Origin of the sequence: Bifidobacterium pongonis, from assembly GCF_019331805.1 — a bacterium.
Taxonomy (GTDB): Bacteria; Actinomycetota; Actinomycetes; order Actinomycetales; family Bifidobacteriaceae; genus Bifidobacterium; species Bifidobacterium pongonis.
This window is the reverse complement of the sequence record NZ_JAHBBE010000023.1, coordinates 1-17,235: the sequence shown is the minus strand read 5'-3', so window position 1 is coordinate 17,235 and position 17,235 is coordinate 1. Positions and strand designations below refer to the sequence as shown.

Annotated in this window: 15 protein-coding genes; 6 read left to right on the top strand and 9 right to left on the bottom strand. The window is 60.6% G+C overall.

The window, feature by feature from the left end; translation table 11 throughout:
- Positions 1–71: 71 nt before the first annotated feature.
- The 9 genes from KIH75_RS06705 to dnaA form a co-directional block, all read right to left on the bottom strand.
- Positions 72–1,199: an ABC transporter ATP-binding protein gene (locus tag KIH75_RS06705; protein ID WP_219055989.1), complete on the bottom strand. Its 1,128-nt coding sequence runs from the start codon at positions 1,197–1,199 to the stop codon at positions 72–74.
- 249 nt (positions 1,200–1,448) lie between these two features.
- Positions 1,449–2,594: a VanZ family protein gene (locus KIH75_RS06700; protein ID WP_219055988.1), complete on the bottom strand. Its 1,146-nt coding sequence runs from the start codon at positions 2,592–2,594 to the stop codon at positions 1,449–1,451.
- 131 nt (positions 2,595–2,725) lie between these two features.
- Complete coding sequence (locus tag KIH75_RS06695; protein WP_236028095.1) at positions 2,726–3,328, bottom strand: DUF3566 domain-containing protein; 603 nt, start codon at positions 3,326–3,328, stop codon at positions 2,726–2,728.
- Positions 3,329–3,383: 55 nt separating this feature from the next.
- The gene (gyrA, locus tag KIH75_RS06690) at positions 3,384–6,095 is read right to left on the bottom strand and encodes a DNA gyrase subunit A (protein ID WP_219055987.1); all 2,712 of its coding nucleotides are present in this window, start codon (positions 6,093–6,095) and stop codon (positions 3,384–3,386) included.
- A gap of 156 nt (positions 6,096–6,251) precedes the next feature.
- Complete coding sequence (gyrB, locus tag KIH75_RS06685; protein ID WP_274608103.1) at positions 6,252–8,354, bottom strand: DNA topoisomerase (ATP-hydrolyzing) subunit B; 2,103 nt, start codon at positions 8,352–8,354, stop codon at positions 6,252–6,254.
- A 146-nt stretch (positions 8,355–8,500) separates the two neighbouring features.
- Positions 8,501–8,971 carry a DciA family protein gene (locus KIH75_RS06680; RefSeq protein ID WP_219055985.1) on the bottom strand — a complete coding sequence of 157 codons (471 nt, stop codon included), beginning with the start codon at positions 8,969–8,971 and terminating at the stop codon, positions 8,501–8,503.
- Positions 8,968–10,221 carry a DNA replication/repair protein RecF gene (gene recF / locus KIH75_RS06675; RefSeq protein WP_219055984.1) on the bottom strand — a complete coding sequence of 418 codons (1,254 nt, stop codon included), beginning with the start codon at positions 10,219–10,221 and terminating at the stop codon, positions 8,968–8,970. Before recF ends, KIH75_RS06680 begins: the two co-directional genes overlap by 4 nt.
- A gap of 75 nt (positions 10,222–10,296) precedes the next feature.
- Positions 10,297–11,421, bottom strand: coding sequence for a DNA polymerase III subunit beta (gene dnaN, locus KIH75_RS06670; protein ID WP_219055983.1), 1,125 nt, complete (start codon positions 11,419–11,421; stop codon positions 10,297–10,299).
- 557 nt (positions 11,422–11,978) lie between these two features.
- Positions 11,979–13,547 (bottom strand): chromosomal replication initiator protein DnaA, encoded by a 1,569-nt coding sequence (gene dnaA / locus KIH75_RS06665; protein WP_219055982.1) that lies wholly within the window; start codon positions 13,545–13,547, stop codon positions 11,979–11,981.
- Between the two features lie 305 nt (positions 13,548–13,852).
- Here dnaA and rpmH point away from each other — a divergent pair, with 305 nt between their 5' ends.
- The 6 genes from rpmH to rsmG all read left to right on the top strand — a co-directional run bounded on the left by rpmH (position 13,853) and on the right by rsmG (position 17,082).
- Positions 13,853–13,987, top strand: coding sequence for a 50S ribosomal protein L34 (gene rpmH / locus KIH75_RS06660; RefSeq protein WP_003825298.1), 135 nt, complete (start codon positions 13,853–13,855; stop codon positions 13,985–13,987).
- A 24-nt stretch (positions 13,988–14,011) separates the two neighbouring features.
- Positions 14,012–14,374, top strand: coding sequence for a ribonuclease P protein component (gene rnpA, locus KIH75_RS06655; RefSeq protein WP_219055981.1), 363 nt, complete (start codon positions 14,012–14,014; stop codon positions 14,372–14,374).
- A gap of 2 nt (positions 14,375–14,376) precedes the next feature.
- Positions 14,377–14,679, top strand: coding sequence for a membrane protein insertion efficiency factor YidD (yidD, locus tag KIH75_RS06650; protein WP_219055980.1), 303 nt, complete (start codon positions 14,377–14,379; stop codon positions 14,677–14,679).
- Between the two features lie 11 nt (positions 14,680–14,690).
- Positions 14,691–15,707: a membrane protein insertase YidC gene (yidC, locus tag KIH75_RS06645; protein ID WP_219055979.1), complete on the top strand. Its 1,017-nt coding sequence runs from the start codon at positions 14,691–14,693 to the stop codon at positions 15,705–15,707.
- Between the two features lie 118 nt (positions 15,708–15,825).
- Positions 15,826–16,338: a Jag family protein gene (locus KIH75_RS06640; RefSeq protein ID WP_219055978.1), complete on the top strand. Its 513-nt coding sequence runs from the start codon at positions 15,826–15,828 to the stop codon at positions 16,336–16,338.
- A 75-nt stretch (positions 16,339–16,413) separates the two neighbouring features.
- The gene (gene rsmG / locus KIH75_RS06635; protein ID WP_219055977.1) at positions 16,414–17,082 is read left to right on the top strand and encodes a 16S rRNA (guanine(527)-N(7))-methyltransferase RsmG; all 669 of its coding nucleotides are present in this window, start codon (positions 16,414–16,416) and stop codon (positions 17,080–17,082) included.
- Positions 17,083–17,235 lie beyond the last annotated feature (153 nt).

The following is a 17,235-nucleotide window of genomic DNA, read 5'->3' as shown; positions in this document are numbered from 1 at the left end:
TTAATGGTTGGCCAGTTCCGCATGGAACCGGTCAAGTCTGTTGCGACCGGCCTTGCGGCCTGTCACTCGACTCAGTTCAGACGCAGCTCGGTCGACGGAGCGAACAGGTGCATCTTGGCCGGATCGATCTTGATCTTGACGGTGTCGCCGATCTTCGGCAGCGCACGCGGGTTCACACGAACCGTGGTGAGCTTGTTCTGATCGGACATGACCTGGGTGGCCTCGGCGGCGGAGCCGTCGGTGATGATGTTGCCGTAGATGTAGCCGTCGGAGCCGAGATCCTCGATGTTGACGACCTTCAGGGAGAAGGCGTTCGGATCGTCGGAGGTAGCCAGGGAGGCGTCTTCCGGACGGAAGCCGACGACGATCTGGCCCTTGTCTTCGGCGGTCAGCTTGTTGACGGCCTCGGCCGGCAGATCCACGGTGTCCTCACCGATCTTCGCCTTGCCGTTCACCACCGGGTGGGTGTTGATGTTCATCGACGGGGAGCCGATGAAGCCGGCGACGAAGACGTTGGCCGGGCGATCGTACAGCTCGGTCGGAGCGCCGACCTGCTGCAGGATGCCGAGCTTGATGACGGCGATGCGGTCGCCCATCGTCAGAGCCTCGGTCTGATCGTGGGTCACGTACAGGGTGGTGACACCCAGCTGACGCTGCAGAGCGGCGATCTGGGTACGGGTCTGCACACGGAGCTTGGCGTCGAGGTTCGACAGCGGCTCATCCATCAGGAAGACCTTCGGCTTACGAACGATTGCACGACCCATGGCGACGCGCTGACGCTGACCACCGGACAGTGCCTTCGGCTTACGGTCGAGGTACTCGGTGAGGTCGAGGATCTTAGCGGCTTCCTCGACGCGCTTGCGGATCTCATCCTTCGGGGTGCCGGCGATCTTCAGGGCGAAGCCCATGTTGTCGGCGACGGTCATGTGCGGGTACAGCGCGTAGTTCTGGAACACCATTGCGATGTCGCGGTCCTTCGGCTGCATGGTGGTGACATCCTTATCACCGATGCGGATGCTGCCCTTGTTCACTTCCTCAAGGCCAGCGAGCATGCGCAGGGTGGTGGACTTGCCGCAGCCGGACGGGCCGACGAGCACAAGGAACTCACCATCCTTGATATCAAGATTCAGATTATCCACAGAGGGCTTATCGTTGCCCGGGTAGATACGAGTGACGTGGTCGAAAACGACTTCTGCCATGAGTTCAATCCTTTCAGAGGCAGGTACGTGCCTCACGATCCGTTGTAAAGGGATTTACGGTGCTTCGATCTGTGAATCACCTGTCGCCCGCATCGCTGCGAACATTCAGGCAAACCGCAAACTTCTGCGTTTACTTGTTTGTTTTGGGTTCGTTGAGGTTCTCCTCATTGAGCCTTCTGCCCACTATACACGTCAAATCGAATTCGTCAATCGGCATGTTTCGTGCGTAACGCGGTTTTGTGACGCAAATCACATCCGCGAGATCGCCGGTTTTCCGCCGTTCTTGCCCGCCGGAACGCTCGGCTGGGCGCCCGGGATCATATCCCACGGCATACGGCGCGTCACGGCTCCGAACACGAACAGGATCAAAGCCGCCCACATGCCGTACGACCGCAGCGACGTGGATTCGCCGCCGAATCCGACTACATCCACTAGGAACAGCAGGCCGAGCACCACGGTACGGACCGCATAGAACGCGGTGCGTGCCGAACCGTGGCGGCTTTTGGTTTCGATGGTCATATGCGTGAACATGCCGGCGAGCGTCTGGCCATGATGGGTCAGCGGGATCAGCAGTTCGAAGATCAGGAACGCCACCGCCGCGCTGATCGGGGCGATCATATCCAGCCAGCCGACGCCGACCGTAAGCCAGCCGAACAGACGGAACCTGCCGTCGCTCAGCGGGGTGGCGATCGCATGGAAGCCGAATACGACGGCGAGGGTGAGCGGGAAGTAGACGAGCGCCACGAAAATCATGTCGATGATGAACGTCACGGTGCGGTGGATCACGCCGGGCCTTGCGTTGATGGCGTCTGGATTCGGCATGACCGACTGCGGCACCAGCAATCCGAACAGTTTGGCCACACCGATGCCTGCCATCGCGCCTAACGTGTTGGTGAGCAGGTCGTCCACGTCGAACTGACGGTAGGCGCACGGGTACAGTCCCCAGAATCCGGTGAGCTGCGACGTTTCGATGCCCAGCGAGACGAGGAATCCGACCGGCATGACGATCCACCAACGCCAACGCAGCCAACGGGTCAGCACGAATCCCAATGGCACGAAGAACACGATGTTGAATACCAGCTGCAAGGCGCCGGATAGACCGCCGAAACGCAGATCGCTGATGAAGCGCCAGATGTCGAGCTGCGGCGCGTAGTCGCCGGCGTGCGCGGCGCAGAAGGCCTGCGGGTCGTCGGGCATGGGGTAAAGGGTGAAGGCGACCAGACCGAGCACGTACAGCACCGAAAGGTATGCGGCGGCCACGGCCATGAACCGCAGCCGGTGATACCGGTGGTACAACCCCGCGAGAATGGGCAGGGTGAGCAACGCGGAGGCGAACGGCCACACCAGCACCGCGATGATGAACGACGTCGAGAAATACCCCAGATAGCTCAGCATGGTTCACCACTGTACCGGCCGGGATATGCCTCGGGCTATGCCACGAACGAAAAAACGGACGGCGGGAAAACCCACCGTCCGTTTGCTTTCTTCTCGGTATGCGCGCGATTCGTTCGCGTTTCGCTTGCGGATCAGTCGTCGCCGAGCGTGATGTGCACGCCGCCGACCAGCGAGCTCACGACGTTGTAGATCAGCGCGATGACGGATGCGAGCAGGGTGAACAGCACGATCTCGATGATGGAGAAAATCGTGACCGCGGAAAGCACCGAGCTCAGCGAGAACACGTCGGTCAGGTTCAGGCCGCCGGCATCAAGGCCGGTGGAGGCGACGATCTGCGTCAGCTGATCGAACACGCCGACGACATTGAGCAGCATCCACACCAGCGCGGCCGCGACGATCTGGATGATGCCCCATGCGAGTGACATGAGGAAGGAGACCTTGGCCACGCTCCACGCGTTCAGCCTGGTGAGCGACAGGTTCATACGGCGGGCACGCGGCGTGCTGCGCTTGCCCTTACCGTTGGGAGCCGGACGCACCGGAACACCGGTGGGCGTCGTCGAGGAGGAGAAAGCACGTGCCTTCTCGTGCGCCGGGGCCTGGCTGGACACGGAACGCGCCTCGCGCGGAGCGTCGACCGTGTCCTTCGGCTGCTGTTCGAACGCCTCGGTCGCGTTGGTTTCCGCGGGCGTTCCCGGGGTTTCGATGGTCGCGTTCTCTTCAGGCTTGTCGCTCATGTTGCTCCTTCATGATTCGCTATCTCTTGCCGAGAGTAGCAATCTTCGCAGACGATTATTCGCCGTCCGCCTCGGTATTCACATTCTGTTCGTCAGCGGGCTGTTCGGCAGGCTGTTCGACGGACTGCTGCTCGGCGGTCGCGGACTCGACGTTCACGGTTTCGGCGGTCGCGGACTCGACGCTCGATTCGGCATCGTCATCATCCTCGTCACGTTCGGCGTTCAGAGCGATGGAGATGATCTCATCGTTCTTATCCGGCTTGGCCAGGGTGACGCCCTGCGTGTTACGGCCGGTGCGCTTGACCTCGGCCACGTCGGAACGGATTACCTTGCCGGACTTCATGATGGCCATCACCTGATCGTCTTCGGAGACGATCAGCGCGCCGACCAGGGAGCCACGGCCTTCGGCCAGCTGCAGCGCCTTGACGCCGTAGCCGTTGCGGCCCTGCAAGCGGTATTCGCTCACCGCGGAACGCTTGGCGAAGCCCTCGTTGGTGACCACGAGCAGATCCTTGTCGGTATCGCCCCACACCACGTCCATGGCCAGTAGCTCGTCGCCGTCGCGGAACTTCATGCCCTGCACGCCGGCGGTCTGACGTCCCATCGGACGCAGCTGCTCGTCGCTTGCGGTGAACTTGAGGCTCATGCCGTTTCTGGAGACCAGCATGATGTCATCATCGGCGTTGCACAGCGCGGCGCCGATCAGCTCGTCGGCGTTCTCGCCGTTCTCGTCGGCCATCAGACGGACCGCGATCAGGCCGCCCTGACGCGGGGAATCGTACTCCGCCAGCGCGGTCTTCTTGACCTTGCCGGAACGGGTGGCGAGCACCAGATACTTGGCGACCTCGTAGTTCGGAATCGACAGCACGGTCTGGATGGACTCGTCCGGGGCGAACTGCAGCAGGTTGGCCACATGCTGGCCCTTGGAATCCCTTGACCCTTCGGGCAGCTCGTACGCCTTCAAGCGGTAGACGCGGCCCTTGTTCGTGAAGAACAGCAGCCAATTGTGCGTGCTGGTGAGGAAGAAGTGATCGACCACATCATCCTCGCGCAGCTTCGCGCCCTTGATGCCCTTGCCGCCGCGGTGCTGGGCGCGGTATTCGTCGGCCTTGGTGCGCTTGATGAAGCCGGAGTGGGTGACGGTGACCACCACGTTCTCTTCGGGGATGAGATCCTCGACGTTCATTTCACCGCTGAACGGCAGGATCTTGGTGCGGCGCTCATCGCCGTACTTGGCGACGATCTCGTCAAGCTCCTCGCCGACGATGGTGCGCTGGCGTTCCGGCCTGGCGAGAATGTCGTTGTAGTCGGCGATCCTGCGCATCAGCTCGTTGTGCTCGTCGACGATCTTCTGCGCTTCCATGTTGGCCAGACGAACCAGCTGCATGGACAGGATGGCGTCCGCCTGGACCTGGTCGATGTCGAGGAATTCCATGAGCTTCGGACGCGCGTCCTCACGGCCCTGGCTGCTGCGGATCAGCTTGATGACCTCTTCGATGGCGTCAAGCGCCTTGAGCAGGCCCTGCAGGATATGGTCGCGTTCCTCGGCTTCGCGCTTGAGGTAGGCGGTACGGCGGGCGACGACTTCGATCTGGTGGTTGATCCAATGGCGGATGAACGCGTCCAGGCTCAGCGTGCGCGGCACGCCGTCGACCAGCGCCAGCATGTTGGCGCCGAAGGTCTGCTGCAGCTGGGAATGCTTGTACAGGTTGTTGAGCACGACCTTCGGGACCGCGTCGCGCTTGAGCACGAGCACCAGTCGCTGGCCGGTACGGCCGGAGGTCTCGTCGCGCATGTCGGCGATGCCCTGGATCTTGCCGTCGCGCACGGCTTCACGGATGGAGGCGACGAGGCGATCGGGGTTGACCTGGTACGGCAGCTCGGTGACGACCAGGCACATGCGGCCCTTGATCTCCTCGGTGTTGACGACGGCACGCATGGTAATCAGGCCACGGCCGGTACGGTAGGCCTGTTCGATGCCCTTGTGGCCGAGGATGGTGGCGCCGGTCGGGAAATCCGGTCCCTTGATGATGCGAATCAGGTTGTCGAGCAGTTCCTCACGGCTCACATCGGGGTGTTCCAGCGCCCAGTGCACACCTTCGGCCACTTCGCGCATGTTGTGCGGGGGAATGTTGGTGGCCATGCCGACGGCGATGCCGGAGGAGCCATTGCACAGCAGGTTCGGGAAACGGGCCGGCAGCACGGTCGGCTCCTGGGTCTTGCCGTCGTAGTTCGGCAGGAAGTCGACGGTGTCCTTGTCGATGTCGCGCACCATTTCCATGGCGAGCGGCGCCATACGGCATTCGGTGTAACGCATTGCGGCAGCGGGGTCGTCGCCCGGGGAGCCGAAGTTGCCCTGACCGTCGACGAGCATGTAACGCATCGACCAGGACTGGGCCATACGCACCAAGGTGTCGTAGATGGCGGAATCGCCGTGCGGGTGGTACTTACCCATGACCTCGCCGACCACGCGGGCGCACTTGGAGTAGCCGCGATCAGGACGGTAGCCGCCGTCGTACATGGCGTACACCACGCGGCGATGCACCGGCTTCATGCCGTCGCGCACGTCGGGCAACGCACGATCGACGATCACGCTCATGGCGTAGGCGAGGTAGGACTCGCGCATTTCCGTCTGCAGATCGCGCACGCGGATGCGTTCGCCGACCATCAGACCGTAATCGGTGTTGTCCGCTTCCTGCGGGCTCAACGGTTCCATCGAGCCGTCAGGCACGAACTGACCATCTTCATTGTTGTTTTCGTCTGCCACTTTTCCTCCGTAGCTATGCCTCCCGAGGGGAAGGCGCCGGCCGTGGAACCGGCCGGGGGAGAAGGCATCGAAAGCCTTCTCCCATTACGTTTCCTCACTTCGGATTCCGGTTCGCGCGCCGGACCGAAGATTCGCCTTATGCCTTACGCGATGCCGTCACGCGTCGATCCAGCTGACGTTGCGCGCGTTGCGCTGGATGAACAGTCGACGCGGTTCGACCTCATCACCCATCAGCATGGAGAAGGTCTCGTCGGCGGCTTCCGCGTCTTCGATCTGCACCTGCTTGAGGATGCGGTGATCCGGATCCATGGTGGTCTCCCACAGTTCCTGGTAGCTCATCTCGCCCAGACCCTTGTAACGCTGGATGCCTTCGCCCTTCGGCAGCTGACGGCCCTTCGCCTTGCCTTCGGCGAGCACGCGGTCGCGTTCGGCATCGGTGTAGACGAAATCGTGCGCACCCTTGGTCCACTTGAGTCGGTACAGCGGCGGCATGGCCACGTACACGTACCCGGCGGTGATCATCGGACGCATGTAGCGGAAGAACAGCGTCAGGTTCAGGGTGGCGATGTGCGCGCCGTCGACATCGGCATCGGCCATGATGATGACCTTGTGGTAGCGCACCTTGCTCAGGTCGAAGTCCTCACCGTAGCCGCCGCCGACCGCGGTGATCAGCGATTCGATGGTTTCGGACTTCATCATGCGGTCGAGGCTCGCGCGCTCGGTGTTCAGGATCTTGCCTCGCAGCGGCAGGATCGCCTGGGTGATCGGGTTACGGCCCTGGATGGCGGAACCGCCTGCGGAATCACCCTCCACGATGAACAGCTCGCATTCCTCAGGATTGTTGGACTGGCAGTCCTTGAGCTTGTCGGGCATGCCGGCGGATTCGAAGATCGACTTGCGGCGGGTGTTCTCACGGGCCTTCTTGGCGGCCAGGCGTGCACGGGAGGCTTCGATGGCCTTCTGGATGACGTTCTTCGCCTCGCTGGGGTGCGCGTCGAACCAGTCGCCGAGCTTGTCGGTCATCACACGCTGCACGAAGGTCTTGGCTTCGGAATTGCCGAGCTTGGTCTTCGTCTGGCCTTCGAACTGCGGGTTGGTGAGCTTGACGGACACCACCGCGGTCAGGCCTTCACGCACGTCGTCGCCGGACAGGTTCTCGTCCTTGTCCTTGAGGATGTTCTTCTCGCGGGCGTAACGGTTCACCAGCGAGGTCAGCGCGGCACGGAAACCTTCTTCGTGGGTGCCGCCTTCGGTGGTCGAAATGGTGTTCGCGAAGGTGTGCACGGATTCGGAGTATGCGGTGGTCCACTGCATGGCGATTTCGGCGGAGATGCCGAGCTTCAGGTCTTCGGCGTCGAAGTTGATGACCTCGTCCTCGACGGGCACGGCCTTGCGGGACTTCACCAGGTAGCCTACGTAATCCTTGATGCCGTTGGCGTACTGGTAGGTGGCAGTCTGATGCAGTTCCTCGGTGACGTTGTCGCCGTCGCCCGCGACCTCGTCGCCGGCGTCGTCCACCTGGCGCAGGTCGGTGAGGCTGAGCTTCAGGCCCTTGTTGAGGAACGCCATCTGCTGGAAACGGCTGCGCAGCGTCTCGAAATCGTAGGACGTGGTTTCGAAGATGGCGGGGTCGGCCCAGAACGTGACGGAGGTGCCGGTGGATTCGCCTTCGGCCATCGGCTCGCCCTTCGCGAGCGGCGCGGTGGGGTGCTGATCCTTGTACGTCTGGGTCCAGTGGAAGCCCTGACGGCGCACTTCGACGTCCACTCTGGTGGACAGGGCGTTCACCACGGAGATGCCCACGCCGTGCAGACCGCCGGAGACGGCGTAGCCGCCGCCACCGAACTTGCCGCCGGCGTGCAGCTTGGTCATCACGGTTTCCACGCCGGAGATGCCTTCGCCGGGCACGATGTCGACCGGGATGCCACGGCCGTCGTCGACGACGCGGATGCCGTTGTCGGGCAGAATCGTGACCTCGATGTGGCTGGCGTAACCGGCCAGCGCCTCGTCCACGGAATTATCGACGATCTCGTACACCAGATGATGCAGGCCTCGGGGACCGGTGGAGCCGATATACATGCCTGGGCGGATGCGCACCGCCTCAAGTCCTTCGAGGACCTTCAGATCGGAGGCGTCGTAATGCTCGGGAGTCATCGACTCGTCGAGCTCGCCTTCCTGCAATTCGGCGTTATTGATATGTTCATCTGCGGCTTTGAGCTGTTCTTCTTTGCTCGCGGCCGTCTCCAGCGAATCCGCCAAGGAGCTTCCTTCCTGCGTCACTGGCTCGCGAAAGGGTTATTTCGCGGTCCATTGCCTCAAAAACGCCTTCTAAGGCCCCCTGAGGCGTCTTGACTATACTGCAGGTGATTCTACTCATGCGCCACGACTACAGCTATACGCGCCCATTAGCGGCGTTTGCCCCATTTTCGGCTGTATCCGACGGATGGGCCGACGACCCGGATGTCGTTGACTTCCAATCCTTCCAGTTTCTTCGCGATCGTGGCGGAGAGCTGGGGGATAAGGAAAGTGAGCTGGGTCGCCCACACCTGTGATTCGGCGCGGATGACGAGCACGCCGTCGCGGAAGCTCACCACGCGCGAATGCTGCGCGATGCCCGTGCCGACCACCTGATCCCAATGGTTGTTCAGCTGCGAGATCTTCATATGCGGCATCCAATTGCCGCTTTCCGCTATGGCCGCGGCGACGCCGCCCAGTTTGGCGGGATCGCGCCCCGGCTTGCCGAAATTCTCCCAGGCGAGTTCCGCCCTCGCCGCACGTATTTTGCGGGAATCCTCGCGCCGAGCGTACCGTTCGAACACCTGGGCCGGCAGGGTGCGCTGGTCGAGGTGCAGCGTCACCGCCACGGGCGGCTTCATGATCGGCCTTCGTTCTCGCTCGGCGGAATCGGGGGAGCGGATTCGGGGGATTCCGTGGAGTCGGAGGAACCGGAGGAACCGGACAGCGCCGCAATCATATCCGCGAACGGATCGGCATGCGATTTCAGCGCCGCGACATCGATGATGTTCGCGCGGGCATCCTGGGGAATATCGCTTTCCGCGGCGGCGGTGATGATCACCTGATCCTGGTCCTTGGCGAAATCGAGGATCTGCGTTCTACGCGACTCGTCCAGCTGCGCGAACACATCATCGAGAATCACGATGGGCTTGACGCCGCGCGAACGCGCGATCACCTCGAACAGCGCCATTTTCAACGCCAACGCCATGGTCCACATCTCACCGTTCGAGGCGAATTCCTTGGCGGGAACGCCGTCGAGCAGTATCGCGAAATCGTCGCGCTGCGGGCCGATGAGGTTCACGCCACGCGCCACCTCACCCGGGTACAGGCGCTGAAAATGCTCGGAAATGGCGAGTTCCGGCGAATCGGAGGCGAACACCTCATCCAGCGACGGCTGGTAGGCGATCTGCGCCTTGCCTTGGCCGCGCGACAGCCGTTCGTAGATCGTGGTGAACGGTTCCGCGAGGGAACGCATCATCTCGTCGCGCATACGGGTCAATGCCACGCCCGCTTCGATGAACTGGCCTGTCCATACTTCCAGACCGCTGAGCACCGCGTCCACGGAACCTTCATGCTGGCCGAGCTGCTTGAGCAGCGCCGCACGTTGGCGTGCGATCTGGGTGAACCGCTGCAGACGCTCGGCGTACCGGGGAATCAGCTGGCTGCCGCTGCGGTCGATGAAACCGCGTCTGGTCGCCGGATCGGCGCTCACCAAACGCTGATCGTCGGGCGTGAACGCCACGGACGGCACCAATCCGACGATATCGCGCAGATATTGGGAGGCGCCGGAGTTGATGCGCGCACGGTTCGCGCCTTTGGCCGCGATCGTCACCTCATAGGTGGTGGGTTCGGTGCCCGTGCCATCAGCCCCGGCACCGTCCTGCGTGTTGACGTTCACGCGGATGGTGGCCTTGCTTTCGCCGCGTTCCACCAGCGGCAGCGACGAGGATACCCTGTGGCTGCCACCGGTGGAAAGCACTTCGATCGCTTCGACCAGATTGGTTTTGCCCAATCCGTTCGGACCGTGCAGCACGTTCACGCCGGGTTCGAAGTCGACCACGATCTGGTTCCAGGAGCGGAAGTGGTCGAGTGCGAGACGCGAAATATACATGGCTGCCGGTTCCGATGGGGATGTGCTGGTTCGGGTGTTTCGATGTTTGGTTGTTCCGCTATCCGATTACGGGTTTCAGTTGTTGAAACGCATCGGGACGAGCAGATAGCGGTAATCCATCGATTCGTCGGAGTCCGCTTCCTGCTGGCCGTTGAATTCCACAGGCTTGACCGCGGTGGTGAGCTTCATGCGCACGTACGGTTCGCTGATGGCGCTCAGGCCTTCGATGAGGTAGGACGGGTTGAACGCGACGGTGATGTCTTCGCCATCCATATCGATGTCGATGATTTCCTTCGCCTGGGCTTCGTCCACGGCGCCGGCGCTCAGGGTGAGCTCGTTGCCGGAGAAGACCATGCGGATCGGGGCGTTGCGTTCCGCGACCAGGGCGACGCGCTTGATGGCGCCGATTAGGGACTGCTTGTCGATGACGGCCTGAATCGGGTATTCGTCGGCGAAGAGGCGGTCGACCGCCGGGAATTCGCCGTCGATCAGCTGCGAGGTGGAGGCGCGGCCGGCGTTCTCGAAACCGAGCAGGGAGGGGCTTTCCGTGTCGAAATCGAGCGTGAGGTTCTGACGTTCGTCGAGGGAACGGGAGATGTCGCGCAGCAGGGAGCCACGTACCAGCGTGGTGGTGTTCACCGCGGGATTCTGCGGGCTCCAGGAGAAGGTGGCGCGGGCCAGACGGAAGCGATCGGTGGAGGTCAGCACGACCTTGTCGCCTTCGAACTGCATGCGCACGCCGGTGAGTACCGGGCGGTTCTCCTCACGGGAGACCGCGACGCAGGCCTGGGAAACCGCCTGGACGAAGGTCGGGGCGTCGACCTGACCGAGCTGTTGCGGCATTTGCGGAAGATCCGGGTATTCGGCGCTCGGCATGAGCTGCATGGTGAAGGTCGATTTGCCGGAGGTGATCGTCAGCGTGGTGTCGTTCGCGACGAGGTAGGTGCGTTCGGCGGGAAGCGACTTGGTGATGTCGGCGAGCAGCTTGCCGAGCACCAGGATGCTGCCGGGTTCATCCACACCGGCTTCGATGTGGTGGCGAGCCGAAATTTCGTAATTGAACGCGGAAAGTTGCAACGTTCCATCCGCCGCATCGAGGCGGATGCCCGCGAGAATAGGGTTCGAGGGGCGGCTGTCGATGACCCTGGTGGTCCATGCCACTGCTTCGGCAAGGGCCGCGGAATCGATTTCAACCTTCATAAAGCCTGCTTTCCTTCGGAAGAACCCGCCACATGCGGGTATTTCTTGAGCTAGGCATCATTCTAGCGACTTGAAACCGGGTTCCGTTTGGGATCGGCGGCCCGCATTATTGCTATTGCGGTTAGAACAGGTACAAACGTAAGTAATACTCGTAATAAGGCTTGTGGATAATGTGGATAACTCGCGCAAACCGTTCCCGCGCTTTCGATTGTGAATAACTCAACGGATGTGGATAACTCGAAGATTCATGTGGATAAACAGGCGAGTTATCCACAGGCGTTCCGGCGCCGCTGAATTATCCACATTCGCCGCCTTGTTATCCACGAGTTATCCACATCGAAAATACCAGTAATCCACGAGTTATCCGCAGGGTTTACCCACATTTGTGCATAACCATGTGGATAACTTTTTTAAAAATTTCCGGCTTCGCCGGAGTGTTGCGGCTGGGAGAATCGCGCTCAGAGACCAAAATCGACGGTTTTGGCGGACGGCCGGAAAAACATGCAAAAACCGTCTCTCAGAACGATCCTAAGAGACGGCCGGGCGAAAACGGAAAATCAGTTGGAGCCCTGCTTCAGACGGACGGTGAGCTCCATGACGTAGTTGTAGATATCCTGACGCTGCTGCATCTCGTTGGTGATGCGGTCGCAGGCGTGCATGACGGTGGTATGGTCCTTGCCGCCGAACACCTTGCCGATGTCCACAAGGCTCATGCTCGTCATCTCACGGGTGAGATACATGGCTATCTGACGGGCGAGGGCGATGTTCTTCATACGAGAACGCCCCACGATGTCGTCGAAGGTGAGATGGAAGTACTTCGCCGCCTGACTGATGATGTCAGTGGGCTTGATCTCCACATCCGTGGTGAAGAAATCCTGCAGGGTCTGTTCGGCCATGGCCCTGGTGACCGGCTGGTTGCTGAGCGATGCGACTGCGGTCACTCTCGTCAGCGCGCCTTCCAGCTCGCGGATGTTCTCGGTGAACCGTTCGGCGATCAGGTCGAGCACATCGTTCGGGATGTTGCTGTGGTTCATCGTCGCCATCATGCGCAGGATGGCGATACGGGTCTCCAGATCCGGCGGCTTGACGTCCACGGTCAGACCGGAATCGAAACGCGAAATCAGACGGGCCTCGAAGCCCTTCAGGTTCTTCGGCGCCACATCGGATGCGATCACGATGCGCTTGTTCGCCTGATGAAGCGCGTTGAACGTATGGAAGAACTGTTCGAGGGTCGCTTCCTTACCGCCCAAAAACTGGATGTCGTCGATGAGCAGCACGTCCACGCTGCGGTATCGACGGTTGAACTCGGCGATACGCCCCTGGCTTTGCGACGGAATCTGCAACGCCTCGATGAACTCGTTCAGGAACTCCTCGCTGTTGACATACCGCACTTTGAGGGTCGGATCCTTGACCAGTGCGTAGTTGCCGATCGCGTTCAACAGATGGGTTTTGCCCAAGCCGGACCCGCCGTAGATACACAACGGGTTGAAATCTTTGCCGGAACCCTCGGCCACGGCAAGCGCCACGGTACGGGCGAAACGATTGGAATCACCGGGCACGAAGGTGTCGAACGTCGCGTTCTTGTTGAGATGGGTTTCCGGATCGCGTTGCACCTTGTTGCGATCGACCACATACTGGCCTTCGACCTCGGAATTGACCTGCGGCTGCAATGCCGAAGGCACGGTCGGAACCGGACCGGCGGAACCGAACGGTTCCTTGCCCAGATCCTCAAGCGATGGCGTGCCGCCGGACAACGGCAGTTCGGGCTGCTCCTCCACGGCGGCGGGCCGCGGTTCCGGCTTCGCCTTGGGCTGCGGTTTGGGTTCCGGCTTCGCTTTGGCGGCGGATTGTTGCGGCACGATTTTGAACGCCGGGAACATATCCTGGCCGGTGACCATGTTCAGCGCTTCGAGCAGCGGCTGCATGAGTTCGTTTTCAAGAGCCTGGCGTGTGCCGGCGTTGTCGACGCACAGCACGATGGTCGTCCCGTATACGGCTTCGGGGGTCACACCCTCCAGCCAGCCTTTGTCGCGGGGGGAGAGGGACTTCTTATGCTTCAGCAGCGTAAGGGCGTCAGACCAGATATGCTGAGCCTGAACAGCTGGGTTATCGGCGTCTGCGGTCATGACACTCCTTTCCTCTTCCGCCATGTAGGGACACTCAGCTACCTATTTTTACTCGTACCGCGTGAGTTATCCACCGCCTAGCGTGTTGCAATTACTGAATTGTGAATAACATAAATGTAATTTGTGGATAACTTTCGGCCCTGTTCCCGTGCATTTGCAACGTTTTACGGCATGTCGGCGGGTTTTCCGCGCGTGCGGATATGACCGTTGAGTTGACGTTAGGGCAGGGGTGAGAGTAGTTTTATAGAGCTTGACTCACGTGAGAGCCGCGCGCAAGCGTGGCCGAAGAAACCTAGGAGCTAATTATGAAGAGGACCTTCCAGCCCAACAACCGTCGTCGTCACATGAAGCACGGCTTCCGCCTGCGCATGCGCACCCGTTCCGGCCGCGCCGTGATTAACCGTCGCCGCGCCAAGGGCCGCAAGAACCTGTCTGCCTGATTTGCCGCTGACGGCATCGTTACCGTGGAACGGTTGAAGAGCCACAGTGATTTCGTCGCCGTGCTGAAGCGCCGTCGCAAGGTCTCGCGCCATGATCTCATCGTGCATTACGCTATGCGCGATGATGCCAAGGCGCATGGTGTTGTGACGCCCGGTGCGCGACGGATGGGGCTAGCCGTATCCAAATCGGTCGGCAATGCCGTCACGCGTAATTCAGTTAAGCGTCGTTTTCGCGTATTGGCTTCGCGATACGAGCATACTTTGCCTGAGGGCATCGATGTGGTATTGCGCGCGAAGCCATCCGCAGCCAATGCCTCCTTCCAATCATTGGAAGAACAAATGGCCACCGGATTTGAGGTGGTGGCGTCGAAACTCGCCCGGGATTGACGATGAGCGTTGCCGGCGATGCGATCATACGCATGATTCGGTGGTATCAGCGTCATTTTTCGGCGAATCGCGCCGTACCATGCTGTAAGTTCTACCCGAGTTGTTCCAACTATGCGATTCAAGCGGTACGGCGATTCGGTGTATGCCGCGGGGGATTGTTGGCTGTTCTGCGTCTGTTGAGATGCCGGCCGTGGAGTTATGGCGGCATCGATGATGTTCCGCAACGCTTTTCCGTTTTCTATCGTTTTCGGTGGTCGAAAGCCCACGAAGAACCTCGACTGACGCCGTTGTCGGCTGACGAGTAAGGATTCGAACGATGATTTATAATCAAGACCAGTTTTTACTGGACAGTGGTTTTTGGGGGTGGCTGTATAAGCTGCTGACCCCGGTCGAATGGCTGATGACTCAGGTCATGGCCATTTTCCATAAACTGCTGGTTTTGGTGGGCATGAACCCCGTTGGTATCTCATGGGTTTTGTCCATTATTTTCCTGGTGCTGGTGGTTCACGCCATTATCTTCCCGATGTACTACAAGCAGATGAAGTCGATGCGCAAGCTTCAGGCATTGGCTCCGAAGATGCAGCGCATCAACAACAAGTACAAGGGCAAGACCGATCCGGCCAGCAAGGAAGCCATGAGCCGTGAGATGCAGAAGCTGTATCAGGACAACAAGGTGAATCCTGCCGGCTCCTGCCTGCCTATGCTGATCCAGGGCCCGGTGTTCATGTGCATGTTCTACACGCTGTCGGCCATTCCCTATATTGCACGCGGCAAGCGCGCCACCCTGGGTGCGTTCGACCAGGCCACGGCCGCCGAGTTCAGCAAGACCAAGGTCTTTGAAATCGTCGGCGTCTCCGATACCTTCGGCACCGCGGACAGCAGCGGCAAGATCGTCATCGGCATCTTCGTGTTGTTGATGTGCGCCTGCTTGTTCTTCATGCAGCGCTTCCAGATGAAGCGCAACATGAACAACGACGCCGTCAACCAGCAGACCATGACCATGCAGAAGGTCATGATGTGGGGCTTCCCGGTCATGTACATCTTCTCCGGCATCGCCATGCCGTTCGCCGTGCTGGTGTACTGGCTGACCAACAACGTGTGCAACCTGATTCGTACCCTGTGGCAGATCCGCAACTTCCCGACCCCTGGTTCCCCGGCCGCGAAGGAAAAGGAAGAGCGCGACCACAAGCGCGAGAACGCACGACGTGCACGCGCCGGCGAGCCTTCGCTTGAGGATGAGGAGCTGCAGCGGGCCAAGGAAGAGGAGGAGCGAAAGCTCACCCAAGGCTTCCAGCGAGAACAGCCGCACCGCAAACGCAAAAAGAAGAAGTGAACGATAAGGTCTGATGTTTCATGTGAAACATCAGACCTTATTCTGACTTGGGGCTGTCGTTGAGCAATTCCGGCAGCTGGTTTAGACTGATATCTATACGCGCCAAAAAGGAGTATATATGGCACAGGATGACGAGAAGACCTTGGATCAGCTCAACGAGGAAGCTGATATCGCCGCCGATTATCTTGAAGAACTTCTGGATATCGCCGACTACGAGGGCGATATCGAAATGGGTATCCGTAACGGCCGTCCGACGGTTCAGATCGTCGCCGACGACGATACCGACATCAAGCATCTCATCGGACGCAACGGCGAAGTGGTCGACGCTCTGCAGCAGCTGACCAGGCTCGCGGTCCAGCAGAAGACCGGCGAACGTTCCCGCCTCATCGTCGACGTTGACGGCTTCCTCAAGCGCAAGCGTCAGCGTCTGCACGATATCGCACTGGACGCGGTCGATGAGGTCAGGGAGACCGGTGAGCCGGTCGACCTGAAGCCGATGAATTCGTTCGAGCGCAAGGTGGTGCACGATGTCGTCCGCGAGGAGGGACTGAAGTCCCGCTCCCACGGCGAGGAACCGAACCGCCATGTGACCATCTATCTGAAGGCCGCGGCGAACGAGGACGAAGAGTAAGTTTCACGTGGAACAGGGAGTCCATAGCGATATGGGCTCCCTGTTTTGTATGAGTAGGAAAGAGCAGTAGAGCCTATGGTTGATGAACTGAATGGTTCCCCGATTCTCGCCGAGGTGCTGGGGGATGCGTTGCCCAAGCTGGAGAAATTCCACGCGAAGCTGGAAACGGAGGGCGAGCCGCGCGGTCTGATCGGTCCGAGGGATGTCGACATCATCTGGGAGCGTCACATTCTCAACTCCGCCGCCATCGTGCCGTTCATCCGTGAGGTGACGGACGGCAAGCGCTTCAAGACCGTGGCCGATGTCGGCAGCGGTGGCGGGTTCCCCGGCATTGTCGCGGCGGCATGTCTGCCCGACCACGAGTTCACGCTGATCGAACCGATGGAACGTCGCGTCGAATGGCTGGGGGAGTGCGTCGAGGAGATGGGCCTGAAGAACGTGACGATCATGCGTGCGCGTTCCGAAGAGGTGATCACGGCGATGCGTCAGGATCGCGGCATGCATCCGTACGCTGCGGTCACTTGTAGGGCCGTGGCACCGATGACGAAGCTCGCCGGATGGACCTTGCCGCTGCTGAAGCCGCAGGGCCGCTTGGTGGCTCTGAAGGGGCGTTCCGCGCAGGCTGAGATCGAGAAGGCGGCTAAGATGATCGCCAAGTTCAAGGGCGTGCGCCCCCGCGTTGTGGAGGCTCCGGTCGGCCCCGGCCTGGAGGCTACGCACGTGGTGCTGGTGGATAAGAAGTAGGTAGACTCGTCTGGTTCCCTGAGTGGCTTGGGTCTTGGGTGGCCTTGGGTGACCTGAGCGCCTGAGTGTCTGAGTGTTGTGAAACAGCGTTCCCGCGTATGTGTGCGGGGACGCCGTTTTTGTTTTGCCGCTTTGGGGGAGTGGGGTTGGGGT

What these genes read in the sequence shown, in the direction of transcription:
- KIH75_RS06705 (WP_219055989.1), bottom strand. Translation starts at nt 1,199, where the DNA reads ATGGCAGAAGTCGTTTTCGACCACGTCACTCGTATCTACCCGGGCAAC.
- KIH75_RS06700 (WP_219055988.1), bottom strand. Translation starts at nt 2,594, where the DNA reads ATGCTGAGCTATCTGGGGTATTTCTCGACGTCGTTCATCATCGCGGTG.
- KIH75_RS06695 (WP_236028095.1), bottom strand. Translation starts at nt 3,328, where the DNA reads ATGAGCGACAAGCCTGAAGAGAACGCGACCATCGAAACCCCGGGAACG.
- KIH75_RS06680 (WP_219055985.1), bottom strand. Translation starts at nt 8,971, where the DNA reads ATGAAGCCGCCCGTGGCGGTGACGCTGCACCTCGACCAGCGCACCCTG.
- recF (WP_219055984.1), bottom strand. Translation starts at nt 10,221, where the DNA reads ATGTATATTTCGCGTCTCGCACTCGACCACTTCCGCTCCTGGAACCAG.
- dnaN (WP_219055983.1), bottom strand. Translation starts at nt 11,421, where the DNA reads ATGAAGGTTGAAATCGATTCCGCGGCCCTTGCCGAAGCAGTGGCATGG.
- dnaA (WP_219055982.1), bottom strand. Translation starts at nt 13,547, where the DNA reads ATGACCGCAGACGCCGATAACCCAGCTGTTCAGGCTCAGCATATCTGG.
- rpmH (WP_003825298.1), top strand. Translation starts at nt 13,853, where the DNA reads ATGAAGAGGACCTTCCAGCCCAACAACCGTCGTCGTCACATGAAGCAC.
- yidD (WP_219055980.1), top strand. Translation starts at nt 14,377, where the DNA reads ATGAGCGTTGCCGGCGATGCGATCATACGCATGATTCGGTGGTATCAG.
- yidC (WP_219055979.1), top strand. Translation starts at nt 14,691, where the DNA reads ATGATTTATAATCAAGACCAGTTTTTACTGGACAGTGGTTTTTGGGGG.
- KIH75_RS06640 (WP_219055978.1), top strand. Translation starts at nt 15,826, where the DNA reads ATGGCACAGGATGACGAGAAGACCTTGGATCAGCTCAACGAGGAAGCT.
- rsmG (WP_219055977.1), top strand. Translation starts at nt 16,414, where the DNA reads ATGGTTGATGAACTGAATGGTTCCCCGATTCTCGCCGAGGTGCTGGGG.